We start from the raw sequence: 17,158 nt of genomic DNA, 5'->3' as shown, positions 1-17,158 counted from the left end.
TCAAACACATGCTTGGCGCAGCCATTCGACGCAGAGACAGGTATGCAAGAGGTCTATTAAAAAAAAGCGGCAGACTCCCCTTGCTGGGAAGTCTGCCGCTTTGTTGCTCAGGCAGTTTGGCTGCTGAGGCTGAGACGGTTTACATCATGCCGCCCATGCCGCCGCCCATGCCGCCCATGCCGCCGCCCATGCCACCCATGCCGCCGCCAGCCGCGCCTTCCTTCTCCGGCTCTTCAGCGATCATGCACTCGGTGGTCAGCAGCATTCCAGAAACGGAAGCCGCATTCTGGAGCGCGGTGCGGGAAACCTTGGCCGGGTCAATGACACCGTCGGCAACCAAGTCGCCATACTGCTCGGTGGCGGCGTTGAAGCCGTGGGAGCCTGCCATGGCCTTTACCTTCTCGACAACGACAGAACCTTCCAGACCGGCGTTGGCGGCGATCATGCGCACCGGCTCTTCCAGAGCGCGGATGATGATCTGCTTGCCCAGCTTCTGCTCGCCTTCGAGCTTCAGGGCCTCAACGGCCTTGATGCAGCGGATGAAGGCCACGCCGCCGCCAGGAACCACGCCTTCTTCTACTGCGGCGCGGGTGGCGTTGAGCGCATCCTCAACACGGGCCTTCTTCTCCTTCATCTCCACTTCGGTGGCTGCGCCGACATTGATCACGGCCACGCCGCCGATCAGTTTGGCCAGACGCTCTTGCAGCTTCTCGCGGTCGTAGTCAGAGGTGGACTCATCGATCTGGGCGCGGATCTGCTTCACGCGGGCAGCCAGCTTGTCCTTGTCGCCGTCGCCGTCAATGATGGTGCTGTTGTCCTTGTCAATCACCACGCGCTTGGCAGTGCCGAGGTCGTTGAGGGTGACGTTCTCCAGTTTGATGCCCAGATCTTCGGTGATGACTTGGCCGCCGGTGAGGATGGCGATGTCCTCCAGCATGGCCTTGCGGCGGTCGCCGAAGCCAGGAGCCTTGACTGCGGCCACATTCAGGGTGCCGCGCAGCTTGTTGACAACCAAAGTTGCCAGCGCCTCGCCGTCCACATCTTCAGCAATGATCAGCAGCGGCTTGCCCATCTTGGCGACCTGCTCAAGGATCGGCAGCATGTCCTTCATGCTGGAGATTTTCTTCTCGTTGATGAGGATGAGCGGGTTGCTCATGCTGACTTCCATCCGCTCCGCATCGGTGACGAAGTACGGGGACAGGTAGCCACGGTCAAACTGCATGCCCTCGACCACATCCAAGGAGGTCTCCATGGACTTGGCTTCCTCAACCGTGATCACGCCCTCTTTGCCAACCTTGTCCATGGCCTCGGCAATGATGTTGCCGATGGTCTTGTCGTTGTTGGCGGAGATGGTGCCGACCTGAGCGATCTCGCTCTGCTCTTTGGTCGGCTTGGAGATGCTCTTCAGCTCGGCGACAACTGCTTCAACTGCCGCGTCAATGCCGCGCTTGATCTCCATCGGGTTCGCGCCAGCAGCAACCATCTTCACGCCCTCGGTGTAGATGGCCTGAGCCAGAACGGTGGCGGTGGTGGTGCCGTCGCCGGCCACGTCAGAGGTCTTGGAGGCAACCTCCTTCACCATCTGCGCGCCCATGTTCTCGAACTTGTCCTTCAGCTGAATCTCTTTGGCAACAGTCACGCCGTCTTTGGTGATGACCGGCGAACCGAAGGACTTCTCAATCAGGACGTTGCGGCCTTTCGGGCCGAGGGTGACTTTCACGGCGTTGGCCAAGGTGTTGACACCGTTCAGCATGGACTCGCGGGCCTTGGCTCCGTACTTCAGCTCTTTGGAAGACATTGCACTTCACTCCTTGTATAGCGTTGAGCGTTGATGACGTTTGATTGAACAGCAGGCGGGGACGCGCTTATTCCTCGATGATGCCGAGGATGTCCTCCTCGCGCATGATCAGGTATTTCTCGCTGCCGATCTTCACATCGGTGCCGCCGTATTTGGAGAACAGCACCCGGTCGCCAGCCTTGACATCCATAGTGATCCGCTGGCCGGCATCATTCCGCTTGCCTGCGCCGACAGCAATCACTTTGCCCTCAGCGGGTTTCTCTTTGGCAGAGTCGGGGATGATGATGCCGCCTGCGGTTTTTTCCTCTTCCTCCAGTCTCTTGACCAGAATACGGTCATTCAGCGGACGGATGTTCATGGAATGATCCTCCTGTTGCAGAATTTGTGTTGTGATGTTTCTGAGGCCGGAATTCTCCGGCTCACATGTGCTGATTCGGACAGGAGCAAGTTCCTGTCAGCTTGACTGGCCAAACAATAGGAACAGGCCGGAGAAAATCAAGGGGAGAGGGTCAGAAAAAAATATTTTTATCGGTTCAGCCTGAAATAAAACGAAAAATTAAAGCTGATCAGTCTTGGTCCAAACATTGATTGCGTCCAGCTGCTTCGTCTGCGGCATGAAATTGGGAGGAGCGAAAAAACAGCGGCTGCGAGAGGAGGAGAGAAAAATCTGCCGCAGCCGCTGAGGAGAAAGCTTGCGCTGTCACTGTTTTCTTTGCTTTGGCCGGGAAAACTTTGCAAACGGACTCTCCGGGGCCTTGCGGCCCCGGATTTTTCAGTTCTTTCCCACGCTTCGAGGCTGACTTGAAGAGAGGATGATCAAACTTGTCCTGCACTGCGTTGGCACGGCGAGCGCAAGCTTGTGCCGGATGAAAGGGGGGCTTTAGTTCTGCTCCGCCGCCGACAACATATGGATTGCAAGTTCCTGCCATCGACTCGGCAGTTTCATCCGGCCTTCGCTTAATCACAAGTAAACCATATTTTTTCCGCCCGGACAATGAGGCGAACAGCTCATTTTGCTGAGCAAGCTGCCCGGCTGCCGGGCGGAAGCCTCAGCCGCCGTTCTTCTCCAGCACCGTGTCCCTGCCGAACTGCGCGTCGTTCTTGTCCGGGAAATCCGTGATGCAATGCAGGCCGCGCGACTCCTGCCGCAGGGCTGCGCTGCGGATGATCAGCTCGGCGATCAAAACAATGTTGCGCAGCTCGATCAAATCCGGCGTGAGCAGGTAGTTATGGAAATGCTCTGTGGTTTCGGCGAGGATCGGCGCGAGCTGCCGGGCCGCGAGCTGGAGCCGCTTCTGGCTGCGGACGATGCCGACATAATCCCACATCAGCTGCCGCACCTGATCCCAGTTATGGCTGATCAGCACGTTTTCCTCGATGGAGCGGGCAAAGCCGGTGCGCCAGACCTGCACGTTCGGCAGTGACTGCGCCTGCAGCTCCGGCCAGTTCTTCTGCGCCCATTGCGCAGCCCGATGGGCGAAGACCACCGCCTCCAAGAGCGAGTTGCTGGCCAGCCGGTTCGCGCCGTGCAGGCCGGTGCAGGCGGTCTCTCCCAAGGCTAAAAGATTGCCCACCGTGCTCCGTCCCCATTCGTCTGTCCGCACGCCGCCGCACATGTAATGCGCCGCAGGCACCACCGGAATCGGCTGGCTGCTGATATCCACCCCATATTTCAGGCAGGTGCTGTAAATATTGGGGAACCGCTGCTGAAGGAAATCGCGGCCCTTGTGGCTGATGTCAAGATAGACACAGTCCGCGCCGCTCTTCTTCATCTCCGCGTCAATACCCCGCGCCACCGCGTCCCGCGTGGCCAAGTCGCCCCGGCGGTCATAGTGCCGCATAAAGGGCTGGCCCTGCTCGTTGAGCAGAACGCCGCCCTCGCCGCGCACCGCCTCGGAGATGAGGAAGTTCTTGACATAGCGGTTGAAGAAACAGGTGGGATGAAACTGAACAAACTCCAGATTGGCCACCTGCGCCCCGGCCCGCCAGGCCATGACCACGCCGTCGCCGGTGGCGATGTCCGGGTTGGTGGTGTAGCGGTAGACCTTGCCGCAGCCGCCGCTGCACAGCACCGTGACTTTCGCCCGCCATGTTTCGACCTCGCCTGTGCCGCGATTAAGCACATATGCGCCAAGGCAGCGGTCATTGCCCTCTTTTCGGCCCGTGACCTTGGACTCGATGAGCAGATCAATGGCCATGTGGTCTTCCAGCACCTCAATCTGCGGATTGGCATAGACCTGAGCAAGCAGGGCTGTCTCGATCTCCCGGCCAGTCAGGTCTTTGGCGTGCGCCACCCGCCGCGCCGAATGACCGCCTTCCATGCCGAGATCAAAATCCTCGCCGCTTCCGCCGCGCTGAAAGTTCACGCCAAGCGCGGCCAGCTCGCGCACCCGGTCCGGGCCTTCGGTCACGACAAGGCGGACAATGTCCTCGTGACACAGCCCGTCGCCGGAAATGAGCGTGTCGCTGATGTGATCCTCCAGCCGGTCTTCGGCGGAAAGAACAGCGGCAATGCCGCCTTGCGCCAGATTGGTGGCGGTGTCCGCCTTTTTCTTTTTGGTGATCAGGACAACGCGGGCGAACGCCGCAGTCTTGAGGGCGAAAGACAGACCGGCCACGCCGCTGCCGATGATGAGAATGTCGGTGGTGAACATGTTGCTCAAGAAGCCTCCTGCGGCAGGATGAGGCGGAGAGGTGGCTGCGGCGGCCTGACATGCCGCAGGTCGGGCCGTATTTGTCTCATGTGAGGGCAGACATGCGGCTCGTCGGGCCTGACATGCCTCATGTCAGACCGTATCTGTCTCATGTGAGGCTTCATATGCCTCATGTCAAGCCGCACATACGCCATGTGCGGCCGTATCTGCCGCATGTCAAGGCCGACAGGGGACGATGCAGACCGTCGGCTCAGCTTCCTGCTCTGCCGCCGCCGCTCGGGTCACCAGCACCTTGTCCACGCGGCGGCCATCCATGTCCATCACTTCAAAACGCAGATCGCCCCATTCAAACCATTGCCCAGCCATAGGAATGCTCCGTATCTGGCTCATGACCAAGCCACCGACGGTCTGATAATGGCCGTGCTCCTCTTCCGGCAGCTTTTCCAGCTCAAAGATTTCCTTGAGTTCGTCAATCGACAGCAGACCGTCTAAAAGCCAGGAGCCGTCATCGCGCCGCACCGCCTGCGGCTCCGCAGGCCCGCCAGCAAGCGCGGACGGCACATAGCCGGTGATGTCCTCCAAAATGTCGTTGTGGGTGATCATGCCGTGGATGCCGCCGTACTCGTCAGCGATCAAGGCCAGATGCGTCCGCTGCTGCTTGAACAGCTCCAGCACTTTGAGTGCGCTCATGCTTTCCGGCACGAACAAGGGCGGCTGCAGCAGCACCTTCATATCCAGCGGCTGCCCGGACAGCATCTGATTGAGCATGTCCTTGGCCCGGACGATGCCCAGCACGTTGTCCAGACTGCCCTTGACCACAGGAAAGCGGGAATGCTGGCAGACCGCCACCTTGCGCCGGATGTCCTCCGGCGAGTCCTCGATGTCGAAGCAGACGATCTGGGTGCGCGGAGTCATGAACGCGCTGATCCGCCGCTCGTCCAGCTGGAGGACATTTTCGATCATGTCCTGCTCGCTCTCCTCGAACACCCCGCTTTCCGTGCCCTGCTCAATCAGGACTTTAAGCTCTTCCGGGGTGATGGACGGCTCGTCGGAAGGCTTGATCCGCAGCAGGCGGATGACAAGCTCGGTGGAAACACTGAGCAGCCGCACCGCAGGCCCGGCAGCGGCGGACAGAAGGCGCATCGGCCCGGCCATGGTCATGGCGATGCCTTCGGCGTTGTTCAGGGCCAGCCGCTTCGGCACCAGCTCGCCTATGATCAGCGAGCAATACGTGATGCAGAGCACGACGAGCACAACCGCCGCAGTCTCCGCATACGGCTCCAGCAGGGGAATCCAGCTGAGATAGGGGGCGAGCGTCTCGGCCAGCGTGGCTCCGCCGAACGCTCCCGCCAGAATGCCCACCAGCGTGATGCCGATCTGAACAGCGGCCAAGAACTGATTCGGATCGTTCGCCAAATCCAAGGCGGCGCGGGCTTTGGCATCGCCTGCCTCGGCGAGCTGCTGGAGTTTGGCCTTGCGGGCTGAGACCACAGCAATTTCCGCCATGGCAAACACGCCGTTGGCGACCAGCAGAAAAAAAATAATCAGAATTTCCCACCCTGAACCGCCCAAAGCGATTTTCCCTCCCATGCGCCTGAAGACTGCGGAAAAAAACGGCCTGCTGGCAGCCAGCAGGAAAAACTTGCTTGAAAATATAACAAGTTCTTGCATGGATGGCCAGAATAAATTCATCCCGCCGCCCCGGCACGCGCTGTCCGATTCTTGTTGACAGCCTTTCTCTGACCTGCTTACATTACCCCCTGACTGAGGCCGCCTCAGCGTGGATGAACTATCATAAACAGGAGATGCGGCAATGCGGAAAAAAATCGCGATTCGCAAGACCCCGTTCGTGCTGCTGGTCTTTTTCCTGCTGCTTTGGCTGGCCGGAGTGACGCTGAACGAGCCGGCGCGGGTGCTGGAGCAGGCCAAATCCATCTGCCTGAGCTGCATCGGCATAGGATGACAAGTCATGGAACGTGCGCGGAAGTGGGTGCAGGGGGTCTGGTTTTTCTTGGTCAACGGCTACATGGCCTTCCCGTGGACCCGCACCATTTACAAGGGGCCGATGAAGGTGGTCTGCTCGCCAGGGCTGAACTGTTATTCCTGCCCTTCGTCCACCGCTTTCTGCCCGATGGGCAGCTTGCAGCAGCTCTTGGCCAACATCCGCAGCTCGATTGAGTTCGGCCAGTATTATCTCGGCTTCTTTGTCCTCGGCTCCATCGGCATGTTCGGCGCGGTCTTTGGCCGTTTCATCTGCGGCTGGGCCTGTCCCTTCGGCTTTTTTCAGGAGCTGCTACACAAGCTGCCTTCGCGCAAGTTTTCGATTCCTGCATCGCTGAACTGGCTGAAATACGCTGTCCTTGTTCTGCTGGTCATCGTTTTTCCGCTGATCTTTGTCAACAGCAGCGGCATGGGCCAGCCGTGGTTCTGCAAATATGTCTGCCCGGCAGGCACCTTTCAGGCAGGGATTCCGATGCTGATTCTTGATCCGAACCTGCGCGGCGCGGTGGGCTGGCTTTTTGTCAACAAATTGGCCATCGCCCTTGGCTTCACGGTCTGGTCGGTTTTCGCCTCGCGGCCATTCTGCCGCACCGCCTGCCCGCTGGGTGCCTTCTACGCCCTGTTCAGCCGCTGGCAGCTGATCCGGCTCCAGCTCAACGAGGAAAACTGCACTGGCTGCGAAGTCTGCCACCGGGTCTGTCCGGTGGAGATCAAATTCAATCAGACCCCCAACAGCTGCGAGTGCGTCAACTGCATGAAGTGCATGACCGAAGCCTGCGCCTTTGACGCGATTTCTGTGGAAGTCGCCGGTTTCCCGGTCTTTGGGCCTGATCTGGCCAAAACCAAAATCAGACCGAGCCTTTTTGACGGCACCCTGCGGAAACTGCGCAATAAGAATCCTTCCGCTTGAACCCTTATTTATCTAACGGAGCGCACATGAAGAAGAAATCATCCTGTCTCATCCTGCTGCTGTCCTTGGCCCTGCTGACGCTGCACACAGCAGCAGCCTTGGCGGAAATGGTTTCGGTCAGCCGCGAGAACGCGAAAATGCTGGCCGGGCCTGATGGAAAAAAAGCAAAGGTGCTGTGGACCCTGGGTAAGGGTTTTCCCTTGAAGGTGCTGAAGCGTTCCGGCAACTGGATTCAGGTCAAAGATTTTGAGAACTCCACCGGCTGGATTCACAAAACTGCGGCCAGCAAGGAAGGACACATGGTGGTCAAGACGCGGAAAAAGGTCAATCTCCGCAGCCAGCCAAGTCAAAAGGGCGGCGTGGTCGCCAAAGCCGGCTACGGCGTGGTCTTCAAAACGCTGGAAAAAAAGAAAGGCTGGGTCAAGGTCAAGCAGGACGGCGTGACCGGCTGGGTGAGTGACACTCTGCTCTGGGGTTTCTGAGGCGCGATGCGCACTGAGCTGCGGTTCATGGAAACACAAAAACCCGCTCCTGATGCAGGAGCGGGTTTTCAGTTCGTGGCGGAGAGAGAGGGATTTGAACCCTCGGCAGGAATTTAAGTCCCTGCACTCGCTTAGCAGGCGAGCACCATCGGCCTCTCGGTCATCTCTCCGGGATGCGCATCGTGTGTATGGCGGAGGAAGTAGGATTCGAACCCACGGTGCTTTCGCACAACGGTTTTCAAGACCGCCGCCTTCAACCGCTCGGCCATTCCTCCAGCTTCCCGCAGCAGAGGATATACCATGTTCAATATTTCTTGTCAACAATCTCTGTCTCTGATTCACTTATGAACGCTGAAGCGGGCGCAGTCTCGGCTGACCAGGCCATCGCCATGCAGGATCTTTCCTGCCTCTATGAAATCACAAGAAATCTTGCCGCAGCCACCGATTTGCAGGAGGCTTTGGACAAAGCGGTGGCCATCCTTGCGGCAATGAAAAAAATGGAGAACGGCACTGTGACCATCGTCAACCCGCTGACGCTGGAGCTGGAGATTGAAGTGGCTTGCGGCAGCACGGCGGCGGCGCGGAAAAAAGGAAAATACAAGCTTGGCGAAGGAATAACAGGCCGGGTGGTGGCGGGCGGCGAGCCGGTCTTTGTCCCCTGTATCGGCCAGGAGCCGCTGTTCCTCAACCGCACCGGGATGCGCAGCGAGGAGCAGAAGCGGAAAAGCTCCTTCATCTGCGTGCCGATCAAGGCCACGGTGGAGAACGAGGCCGCCCTGAGCGAGGGGCATGTCCGGGCGCAGAGCCGCTGCATCGGCGCACTTTCTGTGGACCGCTGCTACGGCCCAGACTTCGGCCAGCAGGCGGAGCAAGATCTGCGTTTTCTGACTATCGTCAGCGCCCTGATTGCGCAGACTGTCCACCGCATCCAGAGCGTCAGCCGGGAAAAGGATGCCCTGCGCCGCGAGAATCAGCAGCTCCGGCGCGAGCTGTCGGCCAAGAACCGGATTGAGGAGATCATCGGCAATTCCTCGCGGATGCAGGAAGTGTTCGCGATGGTGCATCGGGTGGCGAACTCCAACGCCACTGTGCTGCTGCGCGGGGAATCCGGCACCGGCAAATCTATGGTCGCCAAGGCGTTGCATCACAATTCAGGCCGGGCGAAGAAGCCCTTTGTCATCGTCAACTGCTCCGCCCTGCCGGAAACTTTGCTCGAAAGCGAGTTGTTCGGCCATGAGAAAGGTGCCTTCACCGGCGCGGTGGAGCGGAAAATGGGCCGTTTCGAGCAGGCTCAGGGCGGCACGCTCTTTCTCGATGAAATCGGCGAGATCAGCACCGCGGTGCAGGTCAAGCTGCTCAACGTGATTCAAGAGCGCACCTTCCAGCGGCTGGGCGGCGCGGAACTGATCAAGGCGGACATCCGTTTGGTTGCGGCCACCAACCGCGACTTGGAAGCGGCAGTGCGCGAAGGCCGCTTCCGCGAAGATTTCTACTACCGCCTCAATGTCTTCCCCATTTATCTGCCGCCTTTGCGCGAGCGGCGCACCGACATCCTCCTGCTCGCTGATTATTTCCTTGAGCAGTACAGCCGCGAGAATGGCAAGAAGATCGAGCGCATTTCCACATCCGCGATTGATCTGCTGATCAAATACCACTGGCCGGGCAATGTCCGCGAATTGCAGAACTGCATGGAACGCGCTGTCCTGATCTGCGATTCCAGCGCGATAACCTCAGTGCATCTGCCGCCGACCTTACAAAGCGCGGAAAGCGTGGGCGGCAGCTCCGGCAGTCCGCTTTCCTTCACTCAAGCAGTGGAGAACTTCGAGCGCGACCTGATCATCGAGGCCCTCAAGCAATGCAACGGCAACCAGACCAAGGCTGCGGAACGCTTGGAGACCAGCCTGCGGATCATCAATTACAAGATTCACAACTACGGGATTGATCCGAAGCAGTACAAGGTGAAGTGAGGGGAACGAAGGAAAGCATCATCTTGCATTTTTTTATCCGGCAGAGACAATATTGACTGAGGGACATATCCGGCAATATCCTTGTTATGCTAATAACAACTAACTTATATATGAAAGCTAAAGTTTATATCGAAACAAGCGTGGCAAGCTATCTTGCCGCCCGGATAAGCAGAGACCTGATTACCGCAGGTCATCAGCAGATAACACAGGCATGGTGGGATTTCAGACGGAAAAACTTCGAGTTATATGTTTCACAGCTTGTTATAAAGGAAGCGGGCAGAGGGGACAAGGAGGCAGCAGAGAGAAGATTATTCATCTTAAAGGATATTCCTTTACTTCAGCTTAATGATGAAGTGACTAATTTAACTGGGAAGATAATTTCTGAAAAAATAGTTCCTGAAAAATACGCCGAAGATGCCATTCATATTGCGATTGCGGCAATACATGGAATTGACTATCTGCTCACGTGGAATTGCAGGCACATAGCCAACGCCGAAATCAGAAAGAATATATCGGAACTTTGCGCTCGGTCTGAGTATAACATGCCGACAATATGTACGCCTGAAGAATTAATGGGAGAAATACTATGTGGAGAGACATGATAGTTGAGGAGATAAGAAAGGGAAGAGAAGAACATGCGGCGCAGTTCAATTATAATGTCAAGGCAATAGTTAAGGCTCTGCAAGAAGAGGAGCGGAAGAGCGGAAGAAAGATTGTTTCGTTTGCGGACAAATCTGATAAGAACACCGCAAAATCTCATTAACGCCTGACATTGCGCAGGCCCTGCGTGAGCTGGCACGTCAGCAGGGGACAAACGTTGCATTTCTTGCGCACAACACACTGCGGGAACAGCTGTTTCCAGCAGCATCGTATGTTATGCCGCCTATATTTCAGGCGGCCTGCCTATATTATAGCTGCCTTGCCTGTCCGACAGATGCGGCATCCCAAGTTTAAAATGCCCTGCACCAAATTTGGATTGAGCCGCAGGAAATATTGTTTGGCCCGCCTATATTATAGCTGCCTTGCCTGTCCGACAGATGGGGCATCCCAAGTTTGAAATGCCCCGCATCAAATTTGGATCGAGCCGCAGGAAATATTGTTTGGCCTGCCTATATTATGGATGCCTTACCTGTCCGACAGATGCGGCATCCCAAGTTTAAAATGCCCTGCACCAAATTTGGATTGAGCCGCAGGAAATATTGTTTGGCCCGCCTATATTATAGCTGCCTTGCCTGTCCGACAGATGGGGCATCCCAAGTTTGAAATGCCCCGCATCAAATTTGGATCGAGCCGCAGGAAATATTGTTTGGCCTGCCTATATTATGGATGGCTCGTCTGTCCGACAGATGCGCCATCCCAAATTTGAAATGCCGCATCTGATGCAGCGGTGAGCCGCAGGAAACACCGGCGGCTTGTCTCTATTTATGCTGACAAAAAAAACATATCCATGCGCTTTTCGATCATAACCCCGAACTACAACGGCGGCAGATTCCTTGAGCAGACGCTGGCCAGCGTGACTGCTCAGGCGGATGTCGAGCTGGAATACATTGTCGTCGACGGCGGCAGCACAGATGCTTCTCATCAGATCATCGCCAGACATGCTAGCAAAATCGCCAGAACGATTATCGAGAAAGACACTGGCCCGGCCAACGCCATCAACAAGGGGCTGGCTGCGGCGACCGGCGATGTGCTGGCTTGGCTGAACGCGGACGACATCTACTATCCCGGTGCGCTGGAGCGGGTGCGGCAGGTCTTTGAGCAGCGGCCGGACGCGGCCATCTGTTTCGGCGGCTGCCCGATCATTGATGCGCAGGGACGGGAAATCCGCTCCGCCATCACCCGTTTCAAGGAATTGTTTTATCCAATCTCCTCCCGCTTCACCTACCAATGCATCAACTATCTTTCTCAGCCCGCGCTGTTTTTTCGCCGCTCGGCCTTTGAGCAGGCTGGGCCGCTGCGCGAGAACATGCGGGCAGCTTGGGATTATGATTTTATTCTCCGGCTTTGGCGCAGCGGCGGCGCGGCGCAGGTGCCGGGCAGGCCGCTGGCCGCCTTCCGCTGGCATGAGCAGTCCATCAGCGGCCAGCATTTCGCCCGCCAGTTTCAAGAAGAATATGAAGCAGCAAGGGCCGACGCAGGCAGTCTTGCCCCGCAGACGCTGATTCATTACTGCGTCCGCTGGGGCATCGTTGGCGCGTATTCGCTCATGGCCCGCCGGAGAAAATCATGCGCATAGGCATCAACACTCTCTTTCTCGTGCCTGGCGATGTTGGCGGCACTGAGGTGTATCTGCGCGAGACGCTGAAGGCGATGGCCGCGCTTCGCAGCAGCGGCGAGACCTTGGTTCTATTCACCAACCGCGAAAATGACCGCCTGCTGCGGGCGGATTTGGCAGCTTTTCCGCAGATTGAATTCCACCCGATCCCCTGCCGGGCGGCGGCGCGTCCGCTGCGTATTCTTGCCGAACAATTCCTCCTGCCTTTCGCCGCCCGCACGGCGCGGACGGACGTGCTTTGGTCGCCTGGCTACACGGCCCCGGCTGTCTGCTTTTCGCCGCAGGCCGTGACGGTCTGCGATCTGCAATACAAGAGCCACCCCGAAGACATGCGCTGGATGGAGCGGCTGGCCTTGGATGCGCTGGTGCGGACAGCCTGCCGCCGCTGTCAGGCTGTCTTGACCATCTCGGAATTCTCGCGGCAGGAGGTCATCCGTCATGGCTTTGCCGCAGCAGACAAGGTTCATGCGACGCTGCTGGGCGTGAGCCATGACTTTGCCGGGAAGCAGCAGCGTGAGCCAGAAGAGACGGAGCAGATTCTGCGCAGGCTGCATGTCCGCAGGCCCTTCCTGCTCTGCGTGGCGCACAGTTATCCGCATAAGAATGTGGACAAGCTCGTTGCTGCCTTCGCCCTGCTGCAAGGGGAGCTGCCGCATCAGCTTGTGCTGGTGGGCAAGGGCCGCCGGGGCGAAGCGGCGCTGAACAAGAGCCTGCTTCAGATCAGGCAGCCGGAACAGGCATTGCGCCTCAGCGGCTTGACAGAACAAGAGCTGCGGACGCTCTATCAATCAGCCGATCTGTTTGTGCTGCCGTCAACCTACGAGGGCTTTGGCCTGCCAGTGCTTGAGGCCCTTTCAGCCGGACTGACGGCACTGACGGTTCGGGCGGCTTCCTTGCCAGAAGTAGGCGGCGAAGCGGCGTTCTATGTGCAGGCCCCAGAACCGGAGCTGCTGGCAGCGAAAATCAAAGAGGCACTGCGTCTCTCCGCAGCAGAACGCAGGCAGCGGACTGAGCAGGGCAAAGCATGGGCGGGCGCATTCACATGGGAGCGGACAGCGGCGCAGACTTTGCGCATATTGCGAAACATAGCGGAGGAACGATGAGGAAGAAAGCTTTGATCAGCGGCGCGTCCGGTCAGGACGGTGCCTATCTCGCCCAGCTGCTGCTGGAGAACGGTTATGCGGTTTATGGCGCATCCCGCGACGCTCAGACCTGCTCCTTTGCCAACCTGCGGAGCATAGGCATCCGTGAGCACGTGCGCACGCTGTCCATTGCGGTCAATGACTTCCGCAGCGTCCTCACCGCCTTGCAGGAGATTGAGCCGGATGAGATCTACAATCTTGCCGGACAAAGCTCGGTCGGCCTTTCCTTTGAACAGCCGGTGGAGACGCTGGAGAGCATCAGCACCGCCGCCTTGAATTTTCTCGAAGCCATCCGCTTCATCCGCAGGCCGATCCGCTTTTACAATGCTGGGTCAAGCGAGTGCTTTGGCGACACTGGCGGGACCAAGGCGGACGAGGAAACTCCCTTCCGGCCACGCAGTCCGTATGCTGTGGCTAAAGCCTCCGCGCATTGGATCGTAGCCAACTACCGGGAAGCCTACAATCTCTTTGCCTGCACCGGCATCTTGTTCAACCATGAGTCGCCGCTGCGGCCGGAACGCTTTGTCACCGGCAAGATCATTGCCGCCGCCTGCCGCATCGCCGCTGGCAGCGATGAGAAGCTGCATCTGGGCAACATGGATATCCGCCGCGACTGGGGCTGGGCACCGGATTATGTGCAGGCCATGCGGCTGATGCTCCAGCAGGACAAGCCGCAGGATTATGTCATCGCCACAGGACGCAGCCGACCGCTGGAAGATTTTGTCCGTCTCGCTTTTGAGGAGGTCGGCCTTGACTGGCGCAAGCATGTGCTTGCTGATCCAACGCTGCTCCGTCCGGCGGACATCCGCGAGGGCTGCGGCAATCCAGCCAAGGCTGAACGCGAACTGGGCTGGAAGGCGGCCTTCCAGCTTGAAGACGTGGTGCGGGAGATGGTCCGGCACAAGCGGAACAGCGGAAACTGACTGTTTCGGATTGACTGTGGCCTGCGTATTGCTGTTTCTTGGAGAAAAATAAGATAAACATGACACCCATCTGCAAGCTGCTGCTGGGGCGACAGGAAAGGAGGAGGCGTGCTGAGGAGGGAAGAAAGGCTGGCGGAGGGACAGGGATTCGAACCCTGGGCGGGGTTGCCCCCGCAACGGTTTTCGAGACCGTCCCGTTCAGCCGCTCCGGCATCCCTCCGTCCGCTGCTGTTTTACCAGCAAAAAGCCTGCGCGTCAAGCTGGACAAGCGGTTGACAAGCGGGCAAAATGCATTTACTGTTCATCGAGCGCGTCAGGCAGAGACTGACGCAGCCGCTCTTTCTCCGCCAAATCAACAGCCAGCCGCCTATGAAAACACTGCTCGCCCTTCTGCTCGCTCTTGCTCTGCTGCCCTTGGGAGGCTGCGCCTCTCTGACCAAGAAGAAGATAACCGCGCCCGCAGTCTCGCTCGCCGACATTGAGCTGCAAGGCATCAAAGGGCTGGAGACCATCTTCCGCCTCCAGCTGCGGGTGATCAACAACGACGACGAGCCGCTGGCGCTGCGCGGCCTCAGCTGTGCCTTGCAGGTCAACGGCAAGTCCTTCGCCAACGGCATCAGCAGCGAGCCGGTGACTGTGCCCGCCTCCGGCTCCGCCACGGTGCCGGTGCTGGTCTATGCTGGGATGTTTGATCTGGTCGGGCCGGTGATCGAGCTAATCCAGAGCGGCGGAGCACCTCCTTCAGGCCAAGCGAAGCCGCTGGAATATGAGCTGACCGGCAAGATTCTCCTTGGCGAGCAGGGCAGCGGCGAGCGCATTCCCTTCTCGCTCAAAGGCAGCCTGCCGCCGGAGAAGCGTTCATGATCAGCGCGGAGCAGGGCGGGCTGCTGCTGCGGTTCGCCCGCTGCACGCTGGAGGCGGAGTTCGGCAGACGGAAGAGGGAGGAGCCGGAGCTGCCTGACGATCCGGTGTTCCAAGAGCATCGCGGCGTTTTTGTCAGCCTGCTCAAGCATGGCCAGCTGCGCGGCTGCATCGGCAGCCTGATCGGCATTGAGCCGCTTGCGGACGCAGTGCGGCGGCACACAGTCAGCGCAGCCTTTCACGACAGACGCTTCCCCATGCTCTCCGCTGACGAGCTGCCGGATCTGCGGATCGAAATTTCGGTGCTGACCGCGCCCCAGCATCTGGCTTATGCAGACGGCGAGGAGCTGCTCTGCAAGCTGCGGCCACGGATTGACGGCGTGATCATCAAGATGCCGCAGGGCATGGGCGCGACCTTTCTGCCGCAGGTCTGGCATGAGCTGCCCGATCCTGAAGTCTTTCTGGAGCAGCTCTGCCGCAAGGCCGGGCTGCCGGGTAGCGCATGGCGCAGCGGAGGCCTGACCGTGCAGACCTATCAGGCCGTGCGTTTTGCCGAAGAGGAGCCGCCCGCATGGACGAACTGATGCTGCCGCCGAACTTGGCCGCCGAGCTGGCAGACATCTACAGCGGGCTGGAGGAGGACTACCGGCGCGTGGCCGGCGAGATTCCTCTGAGCTGCCAAGGCTGCCCGGACAACTGCTGCGACTCGTGGTTCTTCCACCACACCTACTGCGAATGGGCGTATCTCTGGCAGGGTCTGCGGCGGCTGGAGACGCGGACGCAGACCAAGATCGTCCGCCAGGCCGAGGACTATCTCTGGAAGAGCCAAGTGCAGCTCGCCGCAGGCAGGCGGCCCCAGCTCATGTGCCCACTCAATGAGAACGGCCTCTGCGCCCTCTACGAGCACCGCCTTCTGGTCTGCCGGATGCACGGCGTGCCCGCCGCTCTGACCCGGCCTGACGGCCAGCAGCTGCGCTTTCCCGGCTGCTTCCGCTGCCAGGAGATCGTTCAGGGTGAAGATGCCGCGCCGCGCATGGACCGCACCTTGCTCTTCACCCGGCTGGCGGATTTAGAGAACCGGCTGCTCGGCGGCTGCCGCCAGCGTTTCCCCAAGGTCAGGAAGACCATTGCCGAGATGATCGTGCTGGGGCCGCCCGCTCTTGTTCAACCTTCTTCTTTATCACAGTGACCTGTCATGGCCGATCTGCTCCGAGACACCTTCAGCGCAATCACCGAAGGCAAGGCGGTGAGCCGAGAAACCGCCCTGCTGCTGGCCCGTTATCCTGATCAGCCCAAGCTCTGGGCCGCTGCCGACCGTCTCCGCCGCCGCTTTCAGGGCGATTACTTCCACCTCTGCGCGATCATCAGTGCCCGCAGCGGTGCCTGCTCCGAGGACTGCCGCTTCTGCGCCCAGTCCGCCCGCTACCGCACCGGCGCACCGGTCTACGCCATGATCGACCCGGACGAGGCCATGCGCGTCGCCCACAGCAGCGCGGCCTGCGGCGCGGAGCGCATCTCGCTGGTCACCAGCGGCAGGGCGGCGGACAAAGCAGCTTTGCCGCATTTCAGCGTGCTGTACGAGCAGATCCGGCAGGAGACCAAGCTGGAGCTGTGCGCCTCTATGGGCCTGCTGGACGAGGAGATGGCGCGGCAGCTGACGGCGATGGGCGTGAGCCGCTATCACTGCAATCTGGAGACCTGCGCACGGCGTTTCAACGAGATCTGCACCACGCACACCTGGCAGGAGAAGGTGGAGACGCTGAAGACGGCAGCCAAGACAGGCATGTCGCTCTGCTCCGGCGGCATCATCGGCATGGGCGAAAGCATGGAGGACCGGATTGAGCTGGCCTTGGAGCTGCGCGCCTTGGGCATCCGCTCCATCCCTGTCAACATCCACACGCCGATTCCCGGCACGCCGCTGGGGCAGCTCAAGCCTCTGCCGCTGAACGACGTGCTCTCCGCAGTGGCCCTGTTCCGCTTCCTCAACCCGGAGGCCGTAATCCGCATGGCCGGAGGCCGCCAGCAGCTTGGCGCGGACCAATACCGCTGCTTCGCCGCAGGCGCGAACGGCGCGATTGTCGGCAATTATCTCACCACGCAGGGCAATCCTGCCGCGCAGGACATCGCCCGCCTGCGCGAGATGGG

General features: G+C 59.2%; 18 protein-coding genes and 3 tRNA genes. 13 read left to right on the top strand and 8 right to left on the bottom strand.

The genetic code is table 11. The annotated features are described in order from the left end of the window. Positions 1-139: 139 nt before the first annotated feature. From groL to ACNKID_RS04670, 5 genes are all read right to left on the bottom strand, one after another. The gene (gene groL / locus ACNKID_RS04690; protein WP_417912272.1) at positions 140-1,798 is read right to left on the bottom strand and encodes a chaperonin GroEL; all 1,659 of its coding nucleotides are present in this window, start codon (positions 1,796-1,798) and stop codon (positions 140-142) included. A 67-nt stretch (positions 1,799-1,865) separates the two neighbouring features. Next, positions 1,866-2,156, bottom strand: a complete 291-nt coding sequence (groES, locus tag ACNKID_RS04685) for a co-chaperone GroES (RefSeq protein ID WP_417912271.1) — start codon at positions 2,154-2,156, stop codon at positions 1,866-1,868. Between the two features lie 208 nt (positions 2,157-2,364). Next, a complete protein-coding gene (locus ACNKID_RS04680) occupies positions 2,365-2,793 on the bottom strand; it encodes a hypothetical protein (protein WP_417912270.1) in 429 nt (142 codons plus the stop codon). A 54-nt stretch (positions 2,794-2,847) separates the two neighbouring features. After that, positions 2,848-4,452: an L-aspartate oxidase gene (nadB, locus tag ACNKID_RS04675; RefSeq protein ID WP_417912273.1), complete on the bottom strand. Its 1,605-nt coding sequence runs from the start codon at positions 4,450-4,452 to the stop codon at positions 2,848-2,850. A gap of 216 nt (positions 4,453-4,668) precedes the next feature. Continuing rightward, positions 4,669-6,042: a hemolysin family protein gene (locus tag ACNKID_RS04670; protein ID WP_417912269.1), complete on the bottom strand. Its 1,374-nt coding sequence runs from the start codon at positions 6,040-6,042 to the stop codon at positions 4,669-4,671. Positions 6,043-6,265: 223 nt separating this feature from the next. On the opposite strand from ACNKID_RS04670, the gene ACNKID_RS04665 reads away from it, so the two are divergent. From ACNKID_RS04665 to ACNKID_RS04655, 3 genes are read left to right on the top strand one after another with little or no spacing between them, the layout of a single operon-like run. Further along, positions 6,266-6,415 carry a hypothetical protein gene (locus ACNKID_RS04665; RefSeq protein ID WP_417912268.1) on the top strand — a complete coding sequence of 50 codons (150 nt, stop codon included), beginning with the start codon at positions 6,266-6,268 and terminating at the stop codon, positions 6,413-6,415. Positions 6,416-6,421: 6 nt separating this feature from the next. Next, a complete protein-coding gene (locus tag ACNKID_RS04660; protein ID WP_417912267.1) occupies positions 6,422-7,363 on the top strand; it encodes a 4Fe-4S binding protein in 942 nt (313 codons plus the stop codon). Positions 7,364-7,389: 26 nt separating this feature from the next. Beyond that, positions 7,390-7,845 carry an SH3 domain-containing protein gene (locus ACNKID_RS04655; protein WP_417912266.1) on the top strand — a complete coding sequence of 152 codons (456 nt, stop codon included), beginning with the start codon at positions 7,390-7,392 and terminating at the stop codon, positions 7,843-7,845. A gap of 76 nt (positions 7,846-7,921) precedes the next feature. On the opposite strand, the gene ACNKID_RS04650 is transcribed toward ACNKID_RS04655, so the two are convergent. Both ACNKID_RS04650 and ACNKID_RS04645 read right to left on the bottom strand, forming a co-directional pair. Further along, positions 7,922-8,015, bottom strand: a tRNA-Ser gene (locus ACNKID_RS04650). 19 nt (positions 8,016-8,034) lie between these two features. Beyond that, positions 8,035-8,120, bottom strand: a tRNA-Ser gene (locus ACNKID_RS04645). Between the two features lie 69 nt (positions 8,121-8,189). Here ACNKID_RS04645 and ACNKID_RS04640 point away from each other — a divergent pair. From ACNKID_RS04640 to ACNKID_RS04615, 6 genes are all read left to right on the top strand, one after another. Then, positions 8,190-9,812 (top strand): sigma 54-interacting transcriptional regulator, encoded by a 1,623-nt coding sequence (locus ACNKID_RS04640; RefSeq protein ID WP_417912265.1) that lies wholly within the window; start codon positions 8,190-8,192, stop codon positions 9,810-9,812. Between the two features lie 110 nt (positions 9,813-9,922). Further along, positions 9,923-10,414 carry a type II toxin-antitoxin system VapC family toxin gene (locus ACNKID_RS04635; protein ID WP_417912264.1) on the top strand — a complete coding sequence of 164 codons (492 nt, stop codon included), beginning with the start codon at positions 9,923-9,925 and terminating at the stop codon, positions 10,412-10,414. Next, positions 10,411-10,575, top strand: a complete 165-nt coding sequence (locus tag ACNKID_RS04630; protein ID WP_417912263.1) for a hypothetical protein — start codon at positions 10,411-10,413, stop codon at positions 10,573-10,575. The genes ACNKID_RS04635 and ACNKID_RS04630 overlap by 4 nt, the downstream gene beginning before the upstream one ends. A gap of 684 nt (positions 10,576-11,259) precedes the next feature. Next, positions 11,260-12,048: a glycosyltransferase family 2 protein gene (locus ACNKID_RS04625; RefSeq protein ID WP_417912262.1), complete on the top strand. Its 789-nt coding sequence runs from the start codon at positions 11,260-11,262 to the stop codon at positions 12,046-12,048. Further along, positions 12,039-13,190: a glycosyltransferase family 4 protein gene (locus tag ACNKID_RS04620; RefSeq protein ID WP_417912261.1), complete on the top strand. Its 1,152-nt coding sequence runs from the start codon at positions 12,039-12,041 to the stop codon at positions 13,188-13,190. The genes ACNKID_RS04625 and ACNKID_RS04620 overlap by 10 nt, the downstream gene beginning before the upstream one ends. Beyond that, complete coding sequence (locus tag ACNKID_RS04615) at positions 13,187-14,152, top strand: GDP-mannose 4,6-dehydratase (RefSeq protein ID WP_417912260.1); 966 nt, start codon at positions 13,187-13,189, stop codon at positions 14,150-14,152. Before ACNKID_RS04620 ends, ACNKID_RS04615 begins: the two co-directional genes overlap by 4 nt. A 130-nt stretch (positions 14,153-14,282) precedes the next feature. Here ACNKID_RS04615 and ACNKID_RS04610 read toward each other — a convergent pair. Then, positions 14,283-14,372: transfer RNA gene (locus ACNKID_RS04610), tRNA-Ser, on the bottom strand. Positions 14,373-14,440: 68 nt separating this feature from the next. Between ACNKID_RS04610 and ACNKID_RS04605 the strand changes: the two genes are divergently transcribed. The 4 genes from ACNKID_RS04605 to bioB form a co-directional block, all read left to right on the top strand. After that, the gene (locus tag ACNKID_RS04605; protein WP_417912259.1) at positions 14,441-15,016 is read left to right on the top strand and encodes an LEA type 2 family protein; all 576 of its coding nucleotides are present in this window, start codon (positions 14,441-14,443) and stop codon (positions 15,014-15,016) included. Further along, positions 15,013-15,597, top strand: coding sequence for an AmmeMemoRadiSam system protein A (gene amrA / locus ACNKID_RS04600; RefSeq protein ID WP_417912258.1), 585 nt, complete (start codon positions 15,013-15,015; stop codon positions 15,595-15,597). Before ACNKID_RS04605 ends, amrA begins: the two co-directional genes overlap by 4 nt. Next, positions 15,585-16,202, top strand: a complete 618-nt coding sequence (locus tag ACNKID_RS04595; RefSeq protein WP_417912257.1) for a hypothetical protein — start codon at positions 15,585-15,587, stop codon at positions 16,200-16,202. The genes amrA and ACNKID_RS04595 overlap by 13 nt, the downstream gene beginning before the upstream one ends. A 6-nt stretch (positions 16,203-16,208) precedes the next feature. Next, a partial coding sequence (gene bioB, locus ACNKID_RS04590) for a biotin synthase BioB (protein WP_417912256.1) occupies positions 16,209-17,158 on the top strand: 950 nt, incomplete at its 3' end.

Source organism: Candidatus Electronema sp. TJ (genome assembly GCF_048287355.1).
GTDB lineage: Bacteria > Desulfobacterota > Desulfobulbia > Desulfobulbales > Desulfobulbaceae > Electronema.
Note: the sequence above shows the minus strand (reverse complement) of the source record. Positions and strands in the feature narration are given on the sequence as shown.